Source organism: Nocardia alba NBRC 108234 (genome assembly GCF_001612665.1).
GTDB classification, from domain to species: domain Bacteria; phylum Actinomycetota; class Actinomycetes; order Mycobacteriales; family Mycobacteriaceae; genus Nocardia; species Nocardia alba.
On sequence record NZ_BDAX01000010.1, the window covers coordinates 113963 to 137818 of the forward strand.

Here is a 23856-nt window from a genome sequence, read left to right on the forward strand (position 1 = left end):
CCGACGTGAAGATCACATACGCCGTGTTCTGCGGACGCAACGGCGCGATCCGCTCGGCATCGGTGACCGGCGCGTCCGAGTAGCCCGAGAGATCCAGGCGTTCGATGTCGAGCGCGGTGGTCGAGCCCGCGTCGAATTCGTCACCGGCAGTGGTCAATACGCACACCGGCGCCACGGTCTCCAGCACGTAGTGGGTGCGCTCGGCCGGGTGGTCGGGGTCGAGCGGCACATAGGCGCCACCGGCCACACTCACCGCGTACATGCCGATCACCAGGTCCAGCGAGCGGCGCATGCCGAGCGCGACCATGGTGTCCGGGCCGACGCCCTGGGCGATGAGGTGGCGTGCCAAGCGGTTCACCCGGGCGGTGAACTCGCGGTAGGACAGACTCGTCCCCTCGAAGGTGACGGCGGTCGCGTTCGGGCTGGTCGCGGCCTGTGCCTCGAACATCGACACCAGCGTGGCGGCCTGGTCGACCGGGTGCGCGGTGGCGTTCCAGTCGGTGATCACCTGTCGGTGTTCGGCGGGGGCGAGCAGGGCGATCTCACCGATCGCGCGCGCGGGTTCGGCCACGACGGCGGTCAGTATCCGCACCAGGCGCTGCGCGAGGGTGGCGACGGTGCCTGCGTCGAACATGTCCGTCGCGTAGGCGAATTCGGCGGTCATGCCGTCGGCGGACCCGTCGGCGCGGTGGCGATCGGCCAGGTTCAGGTGCAGATCGAACTTGGCGGTGACCACATCCAGCGGCACGCCCGCGACCTCGAGGCCGGGCAGTTCGAAGGAGGCCTCCCCGGTGTTCTGGAAGGACAGCATCACCTGGAACAGCGGATGGCGGGCCTGCGAACGCGCCGGGTTGAGGATCTCGACGAGCCGCTCGAACGGCAGATCGGCATGGCCGAACGCGGCGAGGTCGTTCTCCCTGGTCCGGTGGAGCAGTTCGGTGAACGGCTGCGCCGGGTCGACGGCGCTGCGCAGGACCAGGGTGTTGACGAACATGCCGATGGCATCGTCGAGCACCGCCTCGCCACGACCGGCGACCGCGGTGCCGATGGCGATGTCGTCACTGCCCGACAAACGAGCCAGCAGCGCGGCGAACGCGGCGTGCACCACCATGAACAGGCTGGCGCCGTGTTCGCGAGCCAGCGCGTTGAGGCCGGCCGACAGCGCGGGGTCGATCGAGAACTCGTGGACGCCACCGCGATTGGACGCGACAGCGGGACGGGCCCGATCGGCGGGCAGATCGAGCTGGTCGGGCAGCCCGGCCAGGTTCTGCGACCAGTAGGCCACCTGCTGGGCGATCATCGACGCCGAATCCGCTTCGGAGCCGAGCGTTTCGCGCTGCCACAGGGCGAAATCGGCGTACTGCACGGGCAGCGGGGCCCAGCCGGGCGCCTCACCGCGTGCGCGGGCGGCGTAGGCGATCATCACGTCGCGGGCCAGCGGTCGCACCGACCAGCCGTCGCCGGAGATGTGGTGCACCACGAAGACCAGCACGTGGGTGTCGGGGTGCGAGCCGTCCATCGAGCCCGCGACGCGCAGCAGTTCGGCGCGCACCGGAACCTCGGTGGTCACGTCGAATCCGGCCAGCACGAGTTCGCTGATGCGATCGCGGATCTCGTCCTCGCCGACGGTGATCGGGTGCAGCGAGATCGGCAGCTGACCGGCGGGCAGCACGACCTGCACACCCTGGCCCTCGGCGGTCTCCGGGTAGACGGTGCGCAGCACCTCGTGCCGGTCGACCACGTCGGCGACGGCCTGGCGCAGGGCGTCGATATCGAGGTCGCCGGTCAGGCGGACGGCCAGCGGGATGTTGTTCACGCCGGTCGCGCTGTCGAAGCGGTTGAGGAACCACATGCGCTGCTGGGCGAGCGAGAGCGGGATCTGGTCCGGCCGCGCACCCGCGACGAGCTCACGACGGCTGCCGCTGCCCGCGTGGACCTCGACCTTGGCGGCCAGCGCGGCCACCGACGGCGCTTCGAACAGCGCGCGCACGGGGACGCGGGTGTCGAGCGCGGCACCGAGGCGGGCGACCACCTGGGTGGCGATGAGCGAGTTGCCACCCAGATCGAAGAAGTCGTCGTCGAGGCCGACCGCGCGGTCCCCGGACAGCCCGAGCACCTCGGCGAAGGTCACGGCGACGATCTCCTCGATCGGCGTCCGCGGCGCACGGAACTCGCGCGCCTCGAACACCGGCTCGGGCAGCGCGCGCCGGTCGAGCTTGCCGTTGGCGCTCAGCGGCATCTCGTCGATCACGACGAACGCGGCCGGAACCATGTACGACGGCAGCCGCGCCGCGAGATGCGCGCGCAGTGCGTCGAGCTCGGCGGTCTCGCCGGCGGCGGGCACGACATAGCCGACGAGCTGGTCACCGGTGCGGGCATCCGAACGCACGACCACCACGGCCTGCGTCACGGTGTTGTGCGCGATGAGCGCGGCCTCGATCTCGCCGAGCTCGATCCGCAGACCACGCAGCTTGACCTGGAAGTCGGTGCGGCCGAGGTAGGTGATCACGCCGCTCTCGTCGCGACGCACGAGGTCGCCGGTGCGGTACATGCGGGCGCCGGCGCCTGCGGCGAACGGGTCGGCGACGAAACGATCGGCGGTGAGGTCGGGGCGGCCGAAATAGCCGCGGGCCAGCTGCGCGCCTGCCAGGTACAGCTCACCGGCGACACCGGCGGCCACCGGGTGCAGCCGCGAGTCCAGGACGTGGGCCTGCGAGTTCCAGACCGGCGCGCCGATCGGGACGGCGCCGTCGATCTGGTCGGCGACGGGGCCGTGCGTGGCGTGGACGGTGAACTCGGTGGGGCCGTAGAGGTTGAACAGCGCCGCGTCGCTCACCGTGCGGAAGGCCACGACCGTATCGGCGGTGAAGGCCTCACCGGCGATCAGCAGAGCGCGTAGCGAAGACAGAGCTCCGCCCTCGACGGCAGCCTGATCGATGCTGCCCGCGAAGACCGTGAGCATCGAGGGCACGAACGAGGTCATCGTGACCCGTTGCGCGGCAATGACATCCGCGAGGTACTGCGGATCGCGGTGGCCGTCGGGACTCGCCACGACGATCCGGCCGCCGGTGCTCAGCGGGCCGAACAGCTCCCACACCGACACATCGAAGGTGGCCGGCGTCTTGAACAGCACCACATCGTCGGCATCGATACCGTATTCGCCGGTGATCCAGCGGATCTGGTTGACCACGGCCGCATGCGGCACGGCCACGCCCTTGGGGCGGCCGGTGGAGCCGGAGGTGAAGATGACGTAGGCCGGGTGCTGCGGACGCAGCGGCGCGATCCGATCGGCGTCGGCGACCGGGGTGGCCGGGTACGCCGAGAGGTCGAGCGCGTCGATGACGAGCGTGCGCGGGTCGCCCGCTGCCGTGGCGTTGTCATCGAGTGCGAAGCCGTCTCGGGTCGTGGTGAGCACGACGACCGGTGCGGCGGTTTCGAGCACATAGGCGATGCGGTCGGCGGGCTGGTCCAGGTCGAGCGGGACGTAGCCGCCGCCTGCTTCCTGCACCGCGTAGGCGGCGACGAGCAGGTCGATGCTGCGGCGCAGGCCGAGAGCGACCAAGGCTTCGGGGCCGACACCGGCGTCGATCAGGCGGTGCGCCAAGCGGTGCACGCGAGCGGCGAATTCGGCGTAGGTCAGCGTTTCGCCGGTGGCGGGGTCGACCATCGCGACCGCGTCCGGGGTGGCAGCGGCCTGGCGGGCGAACTCGTCGACCAGCGTGCCCGCACCGGGCAGCTCGCGGGCGGTGTCGTTCCAACCGTGCACGGCCAGTGCGGTTTCCGCCGAGTCGAGCAGCGCGATATCGCCGACGGCGCGGTTCGGGGCCGCCGCGATGCCGGCCAGCAGGCGGGCGAAGCGGGCGCCGAAGCGTTCCATCGTGGCCGGGTCGAACAGGTCGGTGGCGTAGATCAGTTCGGCGACGATGCCGGACGCCTCGCCCGGGTTCTCGGTGAGGACCACCTGGAGGTCGAACTTGGCCACGTCGATCGGCAGTTCCACACCGCTCACGGTGAGGCCGGGCAGTTCCAGGGTGGTCTGACCGGTGTTCTGGAAGGCCAGCATGACCTGGAACAGCGGGTGACGGGCCTGCGAGCGGGCGGGGTTGATGATCTCGACGAGACGCTCGAACGGCAGGTCGGCGTGGCCGAAGGCGGCGATATCGCTCGCGCGGACCGCACCGAGCAGGTCGGTGAAGCTCGCGTCGCTGTCCACCTCGGTGCGCAGCACCAGGGTGTTGACGAACATGCCGATCAGGTCGTCGAGCGCGCGCTCGCCACGGCCCGCGATGGGGGTGCCGATGGCGATGTCGCGCTCGCCGGACAGGCGCGAGAGCAGTAGCGCCAGCGCCGCGTGGGCGACCATGAACAGCGTCGCGCCACGGGTGCGGGCCAGTTCGGTCAGGGCCGCATGGGTTTTCGCGTCGATCTCGAAGGTGTGGGTGGCGCCGCGTCCGCTGGCGACCGCGGGGCGCGGCCGGTCGGCGGGCAGGTCGAGCTGCTCGGGCAGGCCGCGCAGGGTCGATCCCCAGAACGAGATCTGCTGGGCGATCACCGACTCGGCGTCGTCCTCGTCGCCGAGTACGGCGCGCTGCCACAGCGCGAAGTCGGCGTACTGGACCTCCAGGGGACGCCAGGCCGGTTCGGCGCCTTCGACACGAGCGCTGTAGGCGGTCATCACGTCACGGGTCAGCGGACCCATGGAGAAGCCGTCGGCCGAGATGTGGTGCACGACAAGGGCGAGCACGTGTTCGGTGGGGCTCACCTCGAACAGGGCAGCACGGAACGGCACCTCGGCGGTGACATCGAACGCGGTGCGTACCAGCTCCGAAAGTCGTTGCGGCAGTTCGGCGGTGGTGGACTCGATCGGCGCGAGGTCGGGGATGACCTTGCCGGTCGCCACGATCACCTGGTAGCCGGCGCCCGCCACCTCCGGGTAGTAGCTGCGCAGGGACTCGTGCCGGGCGAGCACATCGGCCACCGCCACCTGCAGCGCCTGGCGGTCGAGCAGGCCCGACAGCCGGACGGCGGCGGGGATGTTGTCCACCGCGGACTCGGGGTCGAAGCGGTTGAGGAACCACATGCGCTGCTGGGCCAGCGACAGCGGCACCCGCTCGGGGCGCTGCTGCGGCACCAGCGGCGCGCGGCGTTCGGTGCCGGAGTGCGTCTCGGCCCGCGCGGCCAGTGCGGCGACGGTGGAGGACTCGAACAGTTCGCGCACGCCGATATCGGTGGACAGCGCGGCCGACAGACGCGCGGCGACCTGGGTGGCGGTCAGTGAGTTGCCGCCGAGCGCGAAGAAGTCGTCGTCGAGGCCGACCCGGTCGAGGCCGAGCACACCGGCGAAGGTAACCGCGACGATCTCCTCGACCGGGGTGGTCGGGGCACGGAACACCGCGGCCTCGAACACCGGCGCGGGCAGCGCCTTGCGGTCGAGCTTGCCGGAGGCGTTGAGCGGGAACTCGTCGAGGACGATGATCACCGTGGGCACCATGTAGGCGGGCAGGTTGTTGCCCAGTTCCTCGCGGGCGTCCTCGATGTCGACGGTGCGCCCGGTCGCCGGGATGACGTAGGCGACCAGCTGATCACCGGTGTGCTGTTCGCCGCGAACGACGACCACCGACTGAGCGACTTCGTCGAGACCGGTGAGCGCGGACTCGATCTCGCCGAGTTCGATGCGCAGACCACGCAGCTTCACCTGGAAGTCGGTGCGGCCCAGGTATTCCAGCTCGCCCCGCTCGGTCCAGGCGACGAGGTCACCGGTGCGGTACATCCGCGCGCCGTCGGTCCCGAACGGATCGGCGACGAAGCGATCGGAGGTCAGATCCGGGCGAGCGACGTAGCCGCGCGCCAGCTGCGCACCGGCGAGGTAGAGCTCACCCGCGACACCGACCGGGACGGGGCGCAGGCGCGCGTCCAGGACGTAGACCTGGGTGTTGAAGACTGGCGCGCCGATCGGCACCGTGTCCACGTCGGCGTCGACGACCTCGTGGAAGGTGACGTCGACCGCGGCCTCGGTGGGGCCGTACAGGTTGTGCAGCGCCGCACCGGTCAGCTCACGCAGACGGTGAGCGGGCTTGGGCGGCAACGCCTCACCGGAGGCGAATACCAGACGCAGCGACTCGCATCGCGCGGCCGCGGCGTCGGCGACGAACACCGCGAGCATCGACGGCACGAAGTGCGTCACGGTGACGCCCTCGGTGGCGATGATCTCGGCCAGATAGGCCGGATCACGATGACCGTCCGGCTTCGCGACAACCAGACGCGCACCGATCTGCAAGGGCCAGAAGAACTCCCACACCGACACATCGAACGTCGCCGGAGTCTTCTGCAACACCACATCAGCCCCGGTCAGACCGTAAGCCGCCTGCATCCACACCAACCGGTTGACGATCGCGCCATGGCCGACCGCCACACCCTTCGGACGACCCGTCGAACCCGACGTGAAGATCACATACGCCGTGTTCTCCGGACGCAACGGCGCGATCCGCTCCGCATCGGTGACCCGGGTATCGGTGTAGCCGTCCAGATCGAGCAGGTCGATGCGGACCTGCGCGGTGTCGATCTCGAGATCGGTGCCCGAGGTGAGCACACACACCGGATCCGCGGTCGCCAGAATGTATTCCGTGCGCTCGGCCGGATGGTCGGGGTCGAGCGGCACGTAGGCGCCACCGGCCACACTCACCGCGTACATGCCGATCACCAGGTCCAGCGAGCGGCGCATACCCAGTGCCACAGCGGTTTCCGGGCCGACGCCACGGTCGATCAACCAGCGCGACAGGCGGTAGACCCGTTGCGCGAACTCGGCATAGGACAGACTCGTGCCCTCAAAGGACAGCGCGGTGGCCTGCGGCGTGCGGGCGAGCTGGGCCTCGAACATCGAGACGAGGGTGGCCCGCTGGTCCACCTCGTGCGCGGTGGCGTTCCAGTCGCGTACGACGAGTTCGCGTTCGGCGGCATCGAGCAGCTCGATATCGCCCACGGCGACAGTCGGTTCCGTGGTGATCGCGGTGAGCACGCGGATCAGGCGCTCGGCGATGCGATGCACGGTGGCCGCGTCGAACAGCTCGCTCAGGTAGCCGGCGCGGATGCGCAGCCGGTTATCGAGCTGGGCGATCAGCGACAGCGGGTAGTGGGTGGCGTCGGCGGCGTCGAGGCCGGTGACGGCCATGCCGTCGATGTCGGCGGCCTGGGCCTTGATGCCCTCGGCGTCGACCGGGTAGGACTCGAAGACCACCAACGAGTCGAAGAGCCCACCGATGCCCGCCGCCGACTGGATCTCGGCGAGACCGATGTAGTGGTGGTCGAGCAGGTCGGCCTGCTCGCCCTGGGTGCGGGTGAGCACCTCGCGCACCGATTCGGCGGCGTCGAAGCGCACACGCACCGGAACGGTGTTGATGAACAGGCCGACCATGGATTCCACGCCGGACAGCTGCGCGGGACGACCCGAGACGGTGGTGCCGAAGAGCACGTCGTCGCGGCCGGTCATCCGGCCGAGCACGATCGACCAGGCCACCTGCAGGACGGTGTTCGGGGTGACGCCGAGGTCGGCGGCCAGCGCCACGAGCCGCGCCGTGGTCGGCTCGTCGAGGTCGAACAGGTACTCGTCGGACAGCGCGGCGATCTCGCGGCTCGCGTCGGGGCGGGCCAGCATGGTCGGCTCGGTGACCCCGCGCAGTGCGTGGGACCAGGCCTGGACCGAGACCGCGTGATCCTGACGGCCGACCCATTCCAGGAAGTGACGGTAGGAGCGCACGGCGGGCAGCGCGCTCGCGTCGCCGTGCAGGGCGTAGAGCGCGAGCAGGTCGCGCATGACCAGCGGCGTCGACCAGCCGTCGAGCAGGATGTGGTGGTTGGACACCACGAAGCGCCATTCGTGCTCGGCGATCCGGATCAGCGTGAAGCGGATCAGCGGCGGGTTCGCCAGGTCGAAGCGGGCGGTGCGGTCGGCCTCGACCAGGTCGGCGAATTCGCCCGACTCGATGCGGTCGTGTTCGGTCCAGGCCACGCGGGTGGTGTCGAGGACGACCTGCACGGCGTTGCCGTCGTGGTCGGTGACGAACGCGGTGCGCAGGGTTTCGTGGCGATCCAGTAGCGCCTGCGCGGCGGCGCGCAGACGGGTGGCGTCGACGCGACCGGTGAGCGTGAGCACGGCCTGGGCGGTGTAGACGTCGACCGAGGTGGCGGCCAGGCGTGCGTGGAAGAACAGACCTGCCTGCAGCGCGGCCAGCGGCCACACCTGGGTGAGCTCGGGGTAGCGCTGCTCCCAGGTGTCGATATCGCGCTGGGTGGCGCGCACGAGGGCGAAGTCGGAGGGCGTGTGACCGCCCGCGTCGGCCGAATTGGCATGCCGGGCAACGGCTTCCAGCGCGGTGATCCACAAGTCGGCGAATGCGCGGACCTCGGCTTCGGCGAGCAGGGTGCTCGGGTAGCCGATATTGGCGCTGAGCTTGTCGCCGACGACGATCGCGTTGACATCCAGCGGCGCCATCGCGGGCATGTCGGCGTCGTAGGCGCCGCCGAGCGCGGCCAGCTCCGGCGCGGGGATCCAGCCGAAGCCGCGCAGGGCGTCGGGCACGTCGCTGTCGGCGACGCGGCCGAGGTAGTTGAAGCTGATCTGACCGGGTAGCTGCGTGGGCAGTTCGACCGCGGTCTCGGCGTTCATGTACCGCAGCAGGCCGTAACCGATGCCCTTGTCGGGCACCGCGAGCAGCTGTTCCTTGACCGCCTTGACGGCCTGTCCCAGCGCCGGCCCACCGGCGAGCGCGGCATCGATATCGATACCGGCCAGGTCGAGGCGGACCGGGAAGATCGCGGTGAACCAGCCGACGGTGCGCGACAGGTCGGCGCCGGGCGCGACCTCTTCCTCGCGACCGTGGCCTTCCAGCCGCACGAGCAGCGCGTCACCGCTCTGGTCCGCGCGGTGGCCGTTGCCGAGCGCGCCGGAACCGGTACGGGTGGTGCGCCATTTCGCGGCGGCCAGGGCCAGCGCGGTGAGCAGGCCGTCGTTGACGCCGCCGTGGAACAGCGCGGGGACGGTGGTGAGCAGCGCCTTGGTGACCTCGGCGGACACCTCGACCGGCAGCTTCTCGATCACGCCGGAGACGTCGACCGCCGGGTCCATCGGCCGCGCGGTGAGCAACGGGTCGGGGGTGGCGACGACCGAACGCCAGAAGTCGAGCTCGGCGGCGCGGTCGGCGCTCGCGGCCTCGTCGGCCAGCGCGTGCGCCCAGGCCCGCATGGAGGTCGCGGGGGCGACCAGCTCCGGGGTTCGACCGGCGCTGAGCTGACCCCACGCGGCGACGAAGTCGGGGACGAGGATGCGCCAGGACACACCGTCGACCACCAGGTGGTGCGCGACGACGATCAGGCGACCCGCGCGTGCCGTGTCCCGGGCGACGTCGGCACCGGGGACGGAGACGGTCGGGGTCCGGTCGGCGACCGGCTCCAGCCACACGAAGCGCACGACCACACCGTTGGCCGGATCGAGGCGATCCAGGCTCGCATCCAGTGCGGCAGCGGCGATCTCGACGAGTTCGGCGTCGGAGACGGCCGCGTCGAACGTGGTGTGGTCGATGCGCGCGTCGGCGTCGACGGTACCGGTGGGCGCGGTGTCGACGACCCAGCGGCCGTCGACCTGGTGCAGGCGCGAGCGCAGCATGTCGTGGCGGTCGATGACCGCGCCGACGGTGGCGGCGATGCCCGCGCGGTCGATGCCGACCGGCAGTTCCAGTGCCATGGTCTGGTTGAACCGGTCGAACGAACCGGGCCGCTCGGCCATGAACCGCACGACCGGAGTCAGCGGCATCTCGCCGACGCCGCCGCCCGGCAGCTCGGCCAGGGTGATCGCGGCAGCCGACGCGACATCGGCGGTTTCGGCGACCGAGGCCAGGCCTGCGACCGTGCGCTGTTCGAAGACGTTGCGCGGGGAGAACAGCACGCCGCGCGCCTTGGCGCGGGAGACGAGCTGGATGGAGACGATCGAGTCACCGCCGAGGGCGAAGAACGAGTCGTCCACGCCGACGCGTTCCACGCCGAGCACCTCGGCGAAGACCTCGGCGATGGTCTGCTCGATCGGGTCGCGGGCCGCCCGGAAGGTGACCTCGGTGGCGAACACCGGTTCCGGCAACGCCTTTCGATCGAGCTTGCCCACCGGGGTGAGCGGCACGTGATCGATCACCATGATCGACGACGGCACCATGTAGGCGGGCAGACGATCCTCGACGTGCGCGGTCAGCGCGGCGATATCGATCGAATGACCCTGCGCGGCAACCACATACGCGACCAGCGACACCGCGCCCGTGGCGCTCTTGTGGCCGACGGTGGTGGCGAAGTCGACGGTCTCGTGCGAGGCGAGGGCGGAGTCGATCTCGCCCAGTTCGATGCGGAAGCCGCGAATCTTGACCTGGAAGTCGGACCGGCCGACGTACTCGACCGTGCGATCGGCGGTCCAGCGCACGACGTCGCCGGTGCGGTACATCCGCTCCCCCGCGACGAACGGGTCGGCGACGAACCGGTCGGCGGTGAGCCCGGCGCGGGCGTGGTAGCCACGGGCCAGCTGGATGCCCGACAGGTAGAGCTCACCCGCGACACCCACCGGAACGGGCTGGAGCTGGGCGTCCAGGATCAGCGAACGCATGCCACGGGTCGGCCCGCCGATGGTGACCAGCTCGCCCGGCACCAGCGCGGCGCTGATGTTGGTCATGATCGTGGTCTCGGTCGGGCCGTAACCGTTGTGGAAGGCACGAATCGTGCCGTTGGCCAAGGGAACCGCCCACTTCGACACCAGATCGGCGGGCACCGCTTCGCCACCGGCCACCAGCACGCGCAGCGAATCGAGGCCGCTGGCGTCGAAGGTTGCCAGGGCGGCCGGGGTGATGAAGGCGTGGGTGACCCGCTCGGTGCGGATCAGCTCCGACAGCTCGTCACCGCCGTAGACGCCGGGCGGGACCACGACCAGCGCACCGCCACGGGCCAGCGCCAGCAGGAGCTCGAGGATCGACGCGTCGAACGAGGGCGAGGCGAAATGCAGTGCGCGCGTATCGGAATCGAGCCCGTAGCGCCCGGCCTGCTCCTCGCCGAAGTTGGCGAGTCCGGCATGGGTGACGACGACGCCCTTCGGCACGCCGGTGGAGCCGGAGGTGTAGATGACGTAGGCGGGCTGCTCGGGGGTGGTCACCCGGACGAGCTCGTCGTCGGTGATCGGGCCGCCGTCGAAGCGGGTGAGGTCGAGCTCGTCGAGCACGAGCCAACCGGTCGCGGGCCCCTCCGTAGCCGACCCGCCGACCGTCGCCTCGACCTCGGTCGACGCGATGTCGGGGAGTCCGCCGAGCACCGAAGCCACGGTGATACCGAGCGGCGAACCGGAGTCGGTGACCATGTGGGCGATGCGGTCGGCGGGGTAGGTCGGGTCGACCGGGACGAAAGCCGCGCCGGTCTTGGCGACCGCCCATGCGGCCAGCACCGAATCGGCCGATCGCGGAACGCCGATCGCGACGAGGTCCTCGCCGCCGATTCCCTCGGCGATCAGCAAGCGCGCCAGGCGGTTCGAGCGTTCGTCGAGCTCGGCGTAGGAGACACTCGTCCCCCCGAACACCACGGCGGGCCCGGTCGGGTTCTGGGCCACGGCCTCGGCCAGCAGGGTGCGCAGGGTGCGGGCGTGCACCGGCGCTTCGCCGACCCGCGCGACCAGGTCGGCCCGCTCGGCGGCATCGAGGACATCGATCGCGCCGACGGTGATCGAGGCATCGGCGGCGATGGCCTCGAGCACGCGCTGCCAGCGCACGGCGATGCCGGCGACGGTGTCCTCATCGAACAGTTCGGTGGCGTAGTTCAGGGCAAGGGCCATGCCGCCGTGGCCGGGTTCCCCCAGCTCGGAGAGGGTGAACTGCAGGTCGAAGCGGGCAACGCTCTCGTCGAGATCGAGCGCCGACACCGCGAGGCCTGGCAGCTCCAGGGTGGTGCGATCCAGGTTCTGGAAGGCCAGCATCACCTGGAACAGCGGGTTGCGCGACTGCGAGCGCTCGGGAGCCAGGAGCTCCACCAGTCGCTCGAACGGGACATCGGCGTTGCCGAAGGCGTCGAGGTCGGTCGTGCGCGCCTGGTCGAGCAGGTCGGTGAAGGACTCGGCCGGACGCACGCCGGTACGCAGCACCAGGGTGTTGACGAACATGCCGACGAGGTCGTCGAGCGCCTGTTCGCCACGGCCCGCGATGGGGGTGCCGACGGCGATGTCGTCGGAGCCGGACAGGCGGGCCAGCAGCACCGCGAGGGCGGTGTGCATCACCATGAACAGCGACGCGCCCTGACGGCGCGCGATCTCGTCGAGCTTCGCGATCAGCTCGGGCGAGAGCTCGCGGTGCACGGTGGCGCCGTGGTGCGAGGCGATCGCGGGGCGGGCGCGGTCGAACGGCAGGGTCAGTTCGTCGGGGACACCGGCGAGCTGGGACTGCCAGTAGCCGACCTGTCGCGACATCAGCGAGTCGGCGTCGTCCTCGGTGCCGAGCACGGCGCGCTGCCAGATCGCGAAATCGGCGTACTGCACCGGCAGCGGCGCCCAGCCGGGAGCGGCGCCCTGCGCACGAGCGGTGTAGGCGCGCATCACATCGCGGGTCAGCGGCGCGATCGAGAAACCGTCGGCGGCGATGTGGTGCACGACGACGACGAGCACGTGCTCGACGGCCGCGGGGTGAGCGGCGGACCCGGTCACCGACACCGATTCGGCATCCACGCGCAACAGCCGCGCGCGCATCGGAACCTGTTCGGCCACATCGAAACCGGCGGAGACGAACTCGGCGACGGTGTCGAACAGCTCGTCGCGCGAGATCGCGACCGGGCGCAGATCCAGCGACATACGTTCGGCCGCGACGATCTGCTGCACCGGCGTGCCGCCGTGCTCGGGGTAGCGGGTGCGCAGCGATTCGTGCCTGCGGATCAGGTCGGCCAGCGCCAGCGCCAGCGCCTCGGTGTCGAGCTCGCCGGTGAGCCGGATCGCCACCGGCAGGTTGTAGGCGGCCGAGGTGGTGTCGTACTTGCTGAGGAACCACATGCGCTGCTGCGCGAACGACAGCGGAACCAGTTCGCCTTCGGTCCGCGCACGGGCGACCAGCGCCGCGCGGGCGATACCGCCGGTGTGCGATTCCACCCGGGCCGCGAGGGCTTCCACGGTGGAGGCTTCGAACAGCGCGCGGACCGGCACCGTCGCGCCGAGCGCCGCGCCGATGCGGGCGACGACCCGGGTGGCGATGAGCGAGTTGCCGCCGAGGTCGAAGAAGTCGTCGTCGACGCCGACCCGGTCCACCCCGAGCACCTCGGCGAAGACCGCGGCCACGGCCTCCTGCACGGGCGTGACCGGTGCGCGGAAGGCCCGCGCCTGCACGGCGGGGGCGGGCAGCGCGCGGCGGTCCAGCTTGCCGTTCACGGTCAGCGGGATCCATTCGAGGCGCACCAGCGCCACCGGAACCATGTAGGCGGGCAGCTGTTCGGCCGCGCCGGCACGGATGATCTCCAGATCGGGTTCGAGATCGCCCTCGGCGACCACGTAGGCGACGATCCGCTGGTCACCCGGCTGATCCTCACGCACGATGACCGCGGCCTGGGCGATACCCGGCTGCGCGAGCACGGCGGCTTCGATCTCACCGAGCTCGATCCGGAAGCCACGCACCTTCACCTGGTCGTCGGCGCGGCCGAGGTATTCGAGTTCGCCGAAGCGGTTCCAGCGCGCGAGGTCACCCGAGCGGTACAGGCGCGTGCCGCCCTGGTTCGGGCCCGCGAGCGGGTTGGCGACGAAACGGGTGGCCGTCAGATCGGGGCGACCGAGGTAGCCGCGCGCCAACTGCGGTCCGGCGACGTACATCTCGCCCGCCACACCCACCGGCACCGGACGCAACCGGTTGTCGAGGACGTACACGCCGAGACCCGCGATGGCCCGGCCCACGACCGAACCGGCAGCGGCGGCAATGGTTTTCGCGTCGAGCGCACGGAACGACACGTGCACCGTGGTCTCGGTGATGCCGTACATGTTGACCAGCGTCGGCGCGCTGTCACCGTGGCGCGCGACCCAATCCGACAGGCGGCGCAGCTCGAGCGCCTCACCGCCGAACACCACGTAGCGCAGGGCGAGCGGTTCGAGGCCGGGTCCGGCGTTGCGGTCGGCCTCGGCCAGCTGGTAGAACGCCGACGGCGTCTGGTTGAGGACCGTCACCTGTTCCACGCGCAGCAGTTCCAGGAACTGTTCGGGCGAACGCGAGGTGTAGTAGTCGACGACGATCAGCGAACCGCCGAACAGCAACGGGCCCCACAGTTCCCACACCGAGAAGTCGAAGGCGTAGGAGTGGAACAGCGTCCACACATCGCGCGGACCGAAGCCGAAGTCGCGATCGGTGTTGGCGAACAGGCGCACCACATTGCGGTGCGCGACCGCGACGCCCTTGGGGCGGCCGGTCGAGCCGGAGGTGTAGATGACGTAGGCGACATTGTCCGGCGAGAGCGGGGCCAGCCGGTCGGCGTCGGTGATCGGGGCGTCGTCGGCGTCTTCGATATTGCCGGTTTCCACGGCGAATCCGTCGAGCACCACCGAGGGCAGGTGGTCGGGCACCCGCACCTGGACGGTGGAATCGAGGACGACGCTGGTGGGGCGCGAGTCCTCGAGCACGTAGGCGATGCGCTCGGCCGGATAGGTCGGGTCGACCGGCACATAGCCCGCGCCGGTCTTGACCACGGCGAGCAGCGCGACGACCAGGTCCAGCGATCGCGGCAGGATCACCGCGACCAGCGATTCCGGGCGCGCGCCGTCGTCGATCAGCCTGCGCGCCAGCACATTCGCGCGGCGATCGAGTTCACCGTAGGTCAGCGATTCCATGCCGAACTTGGCGGCGATGCGGTCGGGGTAGGCGGCGGCCGCGGCGTCGAACAGGTCGACCAGGGTCGTGTGCTTGTTACCGAACAGGCCGCGCCGGTAACCGGCGGGGGTGCTGGCGTCGTGGATCACCGGCAGACCGATGGCGTCGACGCCGGAGGACACCCAGCGCTGGGCGACATCGCGCTGTTCGGCCTCGCCGAGCAGGTCGATATCGCCGACGATCACGTCGGGGTTCTCGGCGACGCTGCGCAGGATGCGGACCAGCCGATCGCCGAAGGCGGCGACGGTTTCGGCGTCGAACAGATCGGTGGCGTAGTTCCACGACAGCGCCAGCGTTCCGTCGGCGGCTTCGCCCACGGTGAGCTGAACATCGAATTTCGCTGTGCCGGGGTCGAAGTCGATGACATCGAGATCGAGATCGGGCAGTGCGATGGTGCCGGTGTCGGCGGCGGTGGCCGCTTCGAAGGTGAGCGCCACCTGGAACAGCGGATGGTGCGCCTGCGAACGGGTGGGACTGAGCACGTCGACGAGTCGCTCGAACGGCACTTCGGCATTGGCGAAGGCGGACAGGTCGACCTTGCGGATCTGATCGAGCAGGTCGCCGAAGCTCGCGCCCGCGTCGACTTCGCTGCGCAGCACCAGGGTGTTGACGAACATGCCGACCAGGTCGTCGAGCATGCGCTCGCCGCGACCGGCGATGGGCGTGCCGATGGCGATGTCGGTGCTGTTGGACAGGCGCGCGGCCCAGGTGGCCAGTGCCGCGTGCATCACCATGAACAGGGTGACGCCGCGGGCGCGCGCGATCTCGGTCAGCGCGTGGTGCAGTTGCGCGTCCACCGAGAAGCGGTGCAGGTCACCGGCATTGGTGGCGACCTCGGGGCGTGGCCGGTCGGCGGGCAGCTCGAGCTGGTCGGGGAGATCACGCAACTGCTCGGTCCAGTAGGCGAGCTGGCTCGCGGCGACCGACTCCGGATCGGACTCCTCGCCGAGGACCTCACGCTGCCACAGGGTGTAGTCGGCGTACTGGACCTCCAGCGGCGCCCAGGCGGGGATCTCGCCCCGGGCGTGCTCGCTGTAGGCGATCACGACATCGCGCAGCAGCGGCCGCAACGAGAAACCGTCACCGCTGATGTGGTGCATGACCAACACGACCACGTGGCTGCGGTCGTCGACCCGCAGCAGGCTCGCGCGGAACGGGATCTCGCGGGTCACGTCGAAGTGCACGCTCGCCAGTTCGATCACCCGGGCCACGACCTCGCCCGCGGCGACCGAATGGACGGTCAGCCCCGAGAGGACCTCGTCGGCGGGCAGGATCTGCTGGTATCCGGCGCCTTCTTCCACCGCGCCCGCGGTGGAATCGGCTGCCGGGTAGAAGGTGCGCAGCGACTCGTGCCGGACCACCACATCGGCGATGGCCGCCTCGAGCGCGGCGACGTCGAGGTCGCCGGTGAGGCGGATCGCGACGGGGATGTTGTTGACCGCGGTGCGGTTGTCGAAGCGGTTGAGGAACCACATCCGCTGCTGTGCCTGCGACAGCGGCACCCGCTCGGGGCGCGGGCGCGCGGCCAACGGAACGCGGCTGCCGCGACCGGTGTGCGTTTCGACGCGAGCCGCCAGCGCGGCCACCGTCGACGCCTCGAACAGCGCGCGCAGCGGCACCTGGATATCGAGGGCCTCGGACAACCGGGCCGCGACCCTGGTGGCGACCAGCGAGTTGCCGCCCAGTTCGAAGAAGTCGTCGTCGAGACCGACCTGACCGGCGCCGAGCACCTCGGCGAAGGTGGCGGCGACGATCTGCTGCACCGGGGTGACCGGCGCCTGGAAGGTGCGCGCGGCGAACACCGGCGAGGGCAGCGCCTTGCGATCGAGCTTGCCGGAAGCGTTGAGCGGGAACGCGTTCAGCACCATGTACGCGGCGGGCACCATGTACACGGGCAGCTCGGCGCCGAGGGCGTGCTTGATCGCGTCGGTGTCGACGGTGGCGCCCGCCTGCGGAATGACGTAGGCCACCAGCTGATCGCCGGTGTGCTCGTCGGCGCGGACCACGACCACCGACTGGGCGATCTCGGGTAGCGCCGTGAGCGCGGACTCGATCTCGCCGAGCTCGATCCGCAGACCACGCAGCTTCACCTGGAAGTCGGTGCGGCCCAGGTACTCCAGCTCACCGTCCGCGGTCCAGGTGACGAGGTCGCCGGTGCGGTACATGCGCTCGCCGCCATCGACGGCGTAGGGGTCGGCGACGAAGCGGTCCATCGTCAGATCGGCCCGGCCGACATATCCGTGGGCCAGCTGCACGCCCGCGAGGTAGAGCTCACCCGCGACACCGACCGGAACCGGTCGCAGCCGCGAATCCAGCACGTACAGACGGGTATTGAACACCGGGGCACCGATCGGCACCGTCTCGGTGTCGGCGTCGGTGACCTCGTGATAGGTCACGTCGACCGCGGCTTCGGTGGGTCCGTAGAGGTTGTGCAGCGCGGCGCCGGTCAATGCGCGCAGACGCTGCGCGGTCGGCGCGGGCAGTCCTTCGCCGGACGCGAAGACATTGCGCAGCGAGACACACTCGGCGGCCAGCGGTTCGGTGACGAACACGGCCATCATCGACGGCACGAAGTGCACCGTGGTGATGTGTTCGGCCGTGATCAGGCGGGCCAGGTAGGCCGGGTCGCGATGCCCGTCCGGCTTGGCGATCACCAGGCGCGCACCGACCTGCAAGGGCCAGAAGAACTCCCACACCGACACGTCGAAGGTGGCCGGGGTCTTCTGCAGCACCACGTCGTCGGCGGCCAGACCGTACGCGGCGTGCATCCACACCAGGCGGTTGATGATCGCGGCGTGGCTCACCGCGACGCCCTTGGGGCGACCGGTCGAGCCCGAGGTGAAGATGACGTAGGCGGTGTTGTCCGAGCGCAGCGGGCGGTGCCGGTCGGCGTCGGTGACCGGTTCGGCGCTGTGGCCGGACAGGTCGAGCTGGTCGATGCGCACCTCGCGACCAGCGGCCGCGGGCAGACTCTCGCCGGAGGTGAGCACGCAGACCGGTGTCGCGGTCTCGAGGATGTGCTCGATGCGCTCGGCCGGGTGATCGGGGTCGAGCGGCACGTACGCGCCACCGGCGGCGGACACGGCGTACATACCGACCAGCAGGTCGATCGAGCGCCGCATGCCCAGTGCCACATACGATTCCGGGCCGACGCCGGCGTCCTTGAGCCAGCGCGCCAGCTGACGGACTCGCACCGCGAACTCGGCGTAGGACAGACTCGTCCCCTCGAACGTGAGCGCGACCGCGTCGGGAGTCCGCGCGACCTGCGCCTCGAACAGCGCGTGCAGCGTGGCCGGTTCGTCGTCGCTGGGCGTGCTCAGCGCGGCGTCGACGGCGAATTCGGTGTCGTTCCAGTGATCGAGCACCAGGGCGCGCTCGGCGGAGTCGAGCAGTTCGATATCGCCGACGGGGGCCGAGGGATCGGCCACGACGGCGGCGAGCACGCGCAACAGGCGGGCACCGAAGTTCGCCGCGAATCCCGCATCGAAAAGGTCTGTCGCGTAGACGAGTTCGGCATCCATGTGGCTGTCGTCGTCGGCGGGGACCTCGCTGAGCGCGAGCTGCAGATCGAACTTGGCCATGTGCTGGTCGATGCCGAGCTCGGAGACCGTGAGGCCCGGCAGTTCCAGGGTGGTGCGGCCCAGGTTCTGGAAGGAGAGCATCACCTGGAACAGCGGGTGGCGCGACTGCGAGCGCGCCGGGTTGAGCACCTCGACGAGCCGCTCGAACGGCACGTCGGCGTGCGCGAAGGCAGCCAGATCGTGCTCGCGGACCTGACCGAGCAACTCGGCGAAGGTGGCGCCCGGCTCGACCTGCGCACGCAACACCAGGGTGTTGACGAACATGCCGACCAGGTCGTCGAGCGCCTGCTGACCACGGCCTGCGACCGGGGTGCCGATGGCGATATCGGCGGTGCCGGACAGGCGCGCGAGCAGGACGGCGAAAGCGCTGTGCACCACCATGAACAGCGTGGTGCGGTGCTCGTGGGCGACCCGGTTGAGGGCCTCGACGAGCTCGCCCGGCACCTCGAAGCGGTGGGTGCCCGCCTGGTAGCTGGCCTGGGCGGGCCGCGCCCGGTGGGCGAGGCGGAGTTCGTCGGGCAGGTCGGCGAGCGCGCCGCGCCAGTGCTCGAGCTGCTCGGAGATCAGCGAGGTGGGATCGGTTTCGTCGCCGAGGATCTCGCGCTGCCACAGCGCGTAGTCGACGTACTGGATGTCGAGGGGCGGCCAGCCGGGTTCGGTGTTCGCGGTGCGGGCCACGTAGGCGGTCATCAGGTCGCGCACCAGCGGACGCAGCGAGAAACCGTCGGCGGCGATGTGGTGGACCACCATCACCAGCACGTGTTCGCGCTCGCCGAGTTCGTAGACCCGCAGGCGCACGGGTGCGTTCGCGGTGACATCGAAACCGCGGCGGGCGAACTCGTAGAGCGAGGTCGCCAGGTCGGTTTCGCCGGGGCGAGAGGCGGTAGCGGAGCGTGACCACGTAGGGCCCTCGGACGCCCCGAAATCGGATACGGCCTCGATCAGCTCCACTTCGGGGATGGAACCCGCCGCGGCGAGGACCTTTTGGTACGCGCTGCCGTCGGCCATCGTCGCGCGGCCGGATTCCGGGGCGACGTACACGGGGTAGACCGTGCGCAGTGTCTCGTGGCGGGCGACCACGTCGGCGACCGCGCCGCGCAGCGCGGGCAGGTCGAGCAGACCCTGCAGGCGGACCGCGACCGGGATGTTGTAGGTGCCGGTGTCGGCGACGTCGAAGCGGTTCAGGAACCACATGCGCTGCTGCGCGAGCGACAGCGGCGGGTGCTCGGGGCGCTGACGGGTGGTGAGCTCGGCACGCAGACCGGTGCCCGCGTGCGATTCCACCCGGGCGGCCAACGCACCGACGGTGGGCGCCTCGAACAGGGTTCGCACGCCGACCTCGGCATCGAGCGCGGCGCTCAGGCGCGCCGCGACCTGGGTGGCGACGAGCGAGTTGCCGCCGAGGGCGAAGAAGTCGTCGTCCACGCCGACGCGTTCGGCGCCGAGCAGGTCGGCGAAGATCTCGGCGACGATCTCCTCGATCGGGGTCGAGGGCGCACGGAACACCTTCGCCTCGAACACGGGCGCGGGCAACGCCTTACGGTCGAGCTTGCCGGAGGCGTTGAGCGGGAAGGCATCCAGCACGACCAGGGCCGAGGGCACCATGTAGGTGGGCAGTTCGGCGGTGATGCCCGCCTTCACCGCGGACACGTCCAGCGCCGTCCCCGCCTCCGGCACCAGGTAACCCACGAGTTGATCACCGGCGTGCGAATCGGAGCGCACGACGACGACCGACTGCGCGACACCCGGCTGCGCCAGCAGCGTCGCCTCGATCTCACCGAGTTCGATACGCAGGCCGCGCAGCTTCACCTGGAAGTCGGTGCGGCCCAGGTAGTTCAATTCGCCGTAGGTCAGCCCGTTCTCGCCGGACACACCGGTCCAGGTGACGAGGTCGCCGGTGCGGTACATGCGCGAGCCCGCCGCGCCGTACGGATTGGCCACGAAGCGGTCAGCGGTGAGGTCGGCCCGGTTGAGATAGCCCACGGCCAGCTGATCGCCCGCGAGATAGAGCTCTCCCGCGACACCGGGAGCCACGGGGCGCAGACGCGCGTCCAGCACGAACACCCTGGTGTTCCACACCGGGCGCCCGATCGGCACCGACTCCACGTCGGCGTCGACGACCTCGTGATAGGTGACGTCGACCGCGGCCTCGGTGGGACCGTACAGGTTGTGCAGACGGGCGCCGGTGAGCTCGCGCAGGCGCTGCGCGGTGGGCGCGGGCAGCGCCTCACCGGAGGCGAACACCTGACGCAGGCGCACCGCATGCCCGTTGCCGTTGGTACCCAGCGTCGAGACGAACACCGACAGCATCGAGGGCACGAAGTGCGCGGTGGTGATGCCGCGTTCGGCGATGATCTGGGCCAGGTACACCGGGTCGCGGTGACCGTCGGGCTTGGCGACGACCAGCCGGGCACCGGTCTGCAAGGGCCAGAAGAACTCCCACACCGACACGTCGAAGGTGGCCGGTGTCTTCTGCAGGACCGCGTCGGCGGCGTCGATCGGGTACTCGTGCTGCATCCACAGCAGACGGTTGACGATCGCCGCGTGATCGACCGCGACGCCCTTGGGACGACCGGTCGAGCCGGACGTGAAGATCACGTAGGCGGTGTTGGTGGCCCGAATCGGTTGCACGCGTTCGGCATCGGTGATCGGCGCGCCGCTGAAATCGGCGGGCGAGAAGATGTTCTCGACCGCGTGCACGGTGACGCCGTCGGCCTCGAACGCGTCACGTCGGCTGGTGAGCACCAGTCGCGGCTTCGCGGTCTCGATGATGTGGCCGATGCGGTCGGCGGGCTGATCCGGGTCGAGCGGCACGTAGGCCGCGCCGGTCTGCAGCACCGCGTACATCGCCACGACCAACTCGGTGGAGCGCCGAATCGCCAGTGCCACATGGTCACCGGGGCCGACACCGTCGCCGATCAAGCGGCGGGCGATGCGGTTGGCCCGCTCCTGCAGCTCACGGTAGGACAGTTCTTCCTGCTCGAAGACCAGGGCGAGCGCGTCCGGGGTCCGCTCCACCTGCGCGTCGAACAGCGACATCAGGGTCGCGTGCGGCACCGCGCGCGCGGTGTCGTTCCAGTCGACGAGGACCTGCGCGTGCTCCTCGGGCGTGAGCAGATCGATATCGCCGACGCAGACCTCGGGGTCGGCGACGACCGCGGCGAAGATGTTGTCGAGCCTGCGAGCGAACGCGGCGACCGTCGATTCGTCGAAGAGATCGAGCGCGTACGAGAACTCGGCCGCCATGCCGCCGACGTCACCGTCGGTGTCCTGGACCTCGGTGAGTGAGAGCTGCAGGTCGAACTTGGCCAGCTGCGGGTCGTAGTCGATACCGCTCACCGCGAGGCCGGGCAGCTGCAGTGAGGCCTGCTTGTTGTTCTGGAACGACAGCATCACCTGGAACAGTGGGTGACGGGCCTGCGAACGGGCCGGGTTGAGCACCTCGACCAAGCGCTCGAACGGCACATCGGCGTGCGCGAAGGCCTGCAGGTCGGTCTCGCGGGCCTGGGCGAGCAGGGTGGCGAACGAAGTGGCGCCCTCGACCCGCGAGCGCAGCACCAGGGTGTTGACGAACATGCCGACCAGATCGTCGAGCGCCTGGTCACCACGGCCGGCGACCGGGGTACCGATCGCGATGTCGTCGCTGCCGCTGGCCCGGGCCAGCAGCACCGCGAGCGCGCTGTGCATGACCATGAACAGCGAGGCGTTGTAGCGGCGGCCCAATTCGACCAGGGCGCGCTGGGTTTCGCTCGGGATGATGAAGCTGTACGTGCCGCCCCGGTAGGACGCGGCGGGCGGACGCGGGTGATCGGCAGGCAGGACCAGCTCGTCGGGCAGGTCGGCGAGTTCTTTCGTCCAGTAGGCGATCTCGGAGGAGATCAACGACTGCGGGTCGTCCTCGGAGCCGAGGACCTCACGCTGCCAGAGCGAGTAATCGGCGTACTGGACCGGCAATTCGGCCCAGGTCGGCGCCTCCCACGAGGTGCGAGCCGCGTACGCCACGATCACATCGCGCGAGAGCGGTGCCATCGACCAACCGTCGGCGGAGATGTGGTGCACCACCATGCCGAGCACGTACTCGGATTCCGAGACCTCGAAGAGCCGCGCGTGCAGCGGCACTTCGCTGGTCACGTCGAACGCCATCGACGCCAGGTCGATCAGATGATCGATGAGGTTGTCCTCGGTCACCCGGTAGGGCGTGAGGTCGGGCACGATCTGCGCGGCGTCGAGGACCACCTGCACGGGGCCGGTGCCGGAGTCGGGGAACACGGTACGCAGGGACTCGTGCCGGTCGATCACGTCGATGACCGCCACCTGCAGGGCGGCCACGTCGAGGTCGCCGGAGAGCCGGATCGCGACGGGGATGTTGTTGACCGCCGACGCGGTATCGAAGCGGTTGAGGAACCACATGCGCTGCTGCGCGAGCGAGAGCGGCACCCGGTCGGGGCGCTCGCGGGCGACCAGCGCCTTGCGCGCGCCGTCACCGGCCTGGGACTCCACGCGGGCGGCCAGCGCCGCCACCGTGGGGGCCTCGAACAGCATGCGAACCGGGACGCGGGTGTCGAGGGCGATGCCGATGCGGGAGGCGACCTGGGTGGCGATCAGCGAGTTGCCGCCCAGTTCGAAGAAGTCGTCCTCGACACCGACCCGGCCCAGCTCGAGCACATCGGCGAAGACCTGCGCGACGATCTGCTCGATCGGGGTGGTCGGCGCCCGGAACTCGCGCACCTCGAACACCGGCGCGGGCAGCGCGCGACGGTCGAGCTTGCCGTTGACGGTCAGCGGGATCGCGGCGAGCACCATGATCGAGGAGGGCACCATGTACGCGGGCAGGCGCTGCCCGACATGGTCGGTCAACTCGGCGATATCGATCGAACCGCCCGGCACCGCGACGACATAGGACACCAGCGAGGTGCTGCCGCCCTTGTTCTTGTGGCCGATGCTGACCGCGAAGTCGACGGTGTCGTGCGAGGCCAGCGCGGAGTCGATCTCGCCGAGTTCGATCCGGAAACCGCGGACCTTCACCTGGAAGTCGGAGCGGCCGACGTACTCCACATTGCGATCAGCGGTCCAGCGCACCACGTCGCCGGTGCGGTACATCCGCGCACCGGGGGCGTACGGATTGGCGACGAACCGGTCGGCGGTCAGCGAAGCGCGCGCGTGGTAGCCGCGTGCCATGCCGGCACCGCCGATGTAGAGCTCACCCGCGACACCCACCGGCACGGGGCGCAGCCGGTCGTCCAGGATCAGGGTGTGCACGCCGCGGATGGGGCCGCCGATGACGACCCGCTCCCCCGGGATCAGCCCTTCGCTGAGGTTGGACGCGATGGTGGTCTCGGTGGGGCCGTAGACATTGCCCAGCATGCGGCGCGAGCCGT

General features: G+C 70.2%; 1 protein-coding gene (running past both ends of the window). It reads right to left on the reverse strand.

Every position in this 23856-nt window falls within one protein-coding gene, locus NA12_RS13215, for a non-ribosomal peptide synthetase (RefSeq protein ID WP_067449620.1), read on the reverse strand. The gene is 44127 nt long; 14798 of those nucleotides lie to the left of the window and 5473 to its right, leaving coding positions 5474-29329 in view (codon 1825, partial, through codon 9777, partial); the first complete codon in reading order (the gene reads right to left) occupies positions 23852-23854. The start codon and the stop codon both lie outside this window.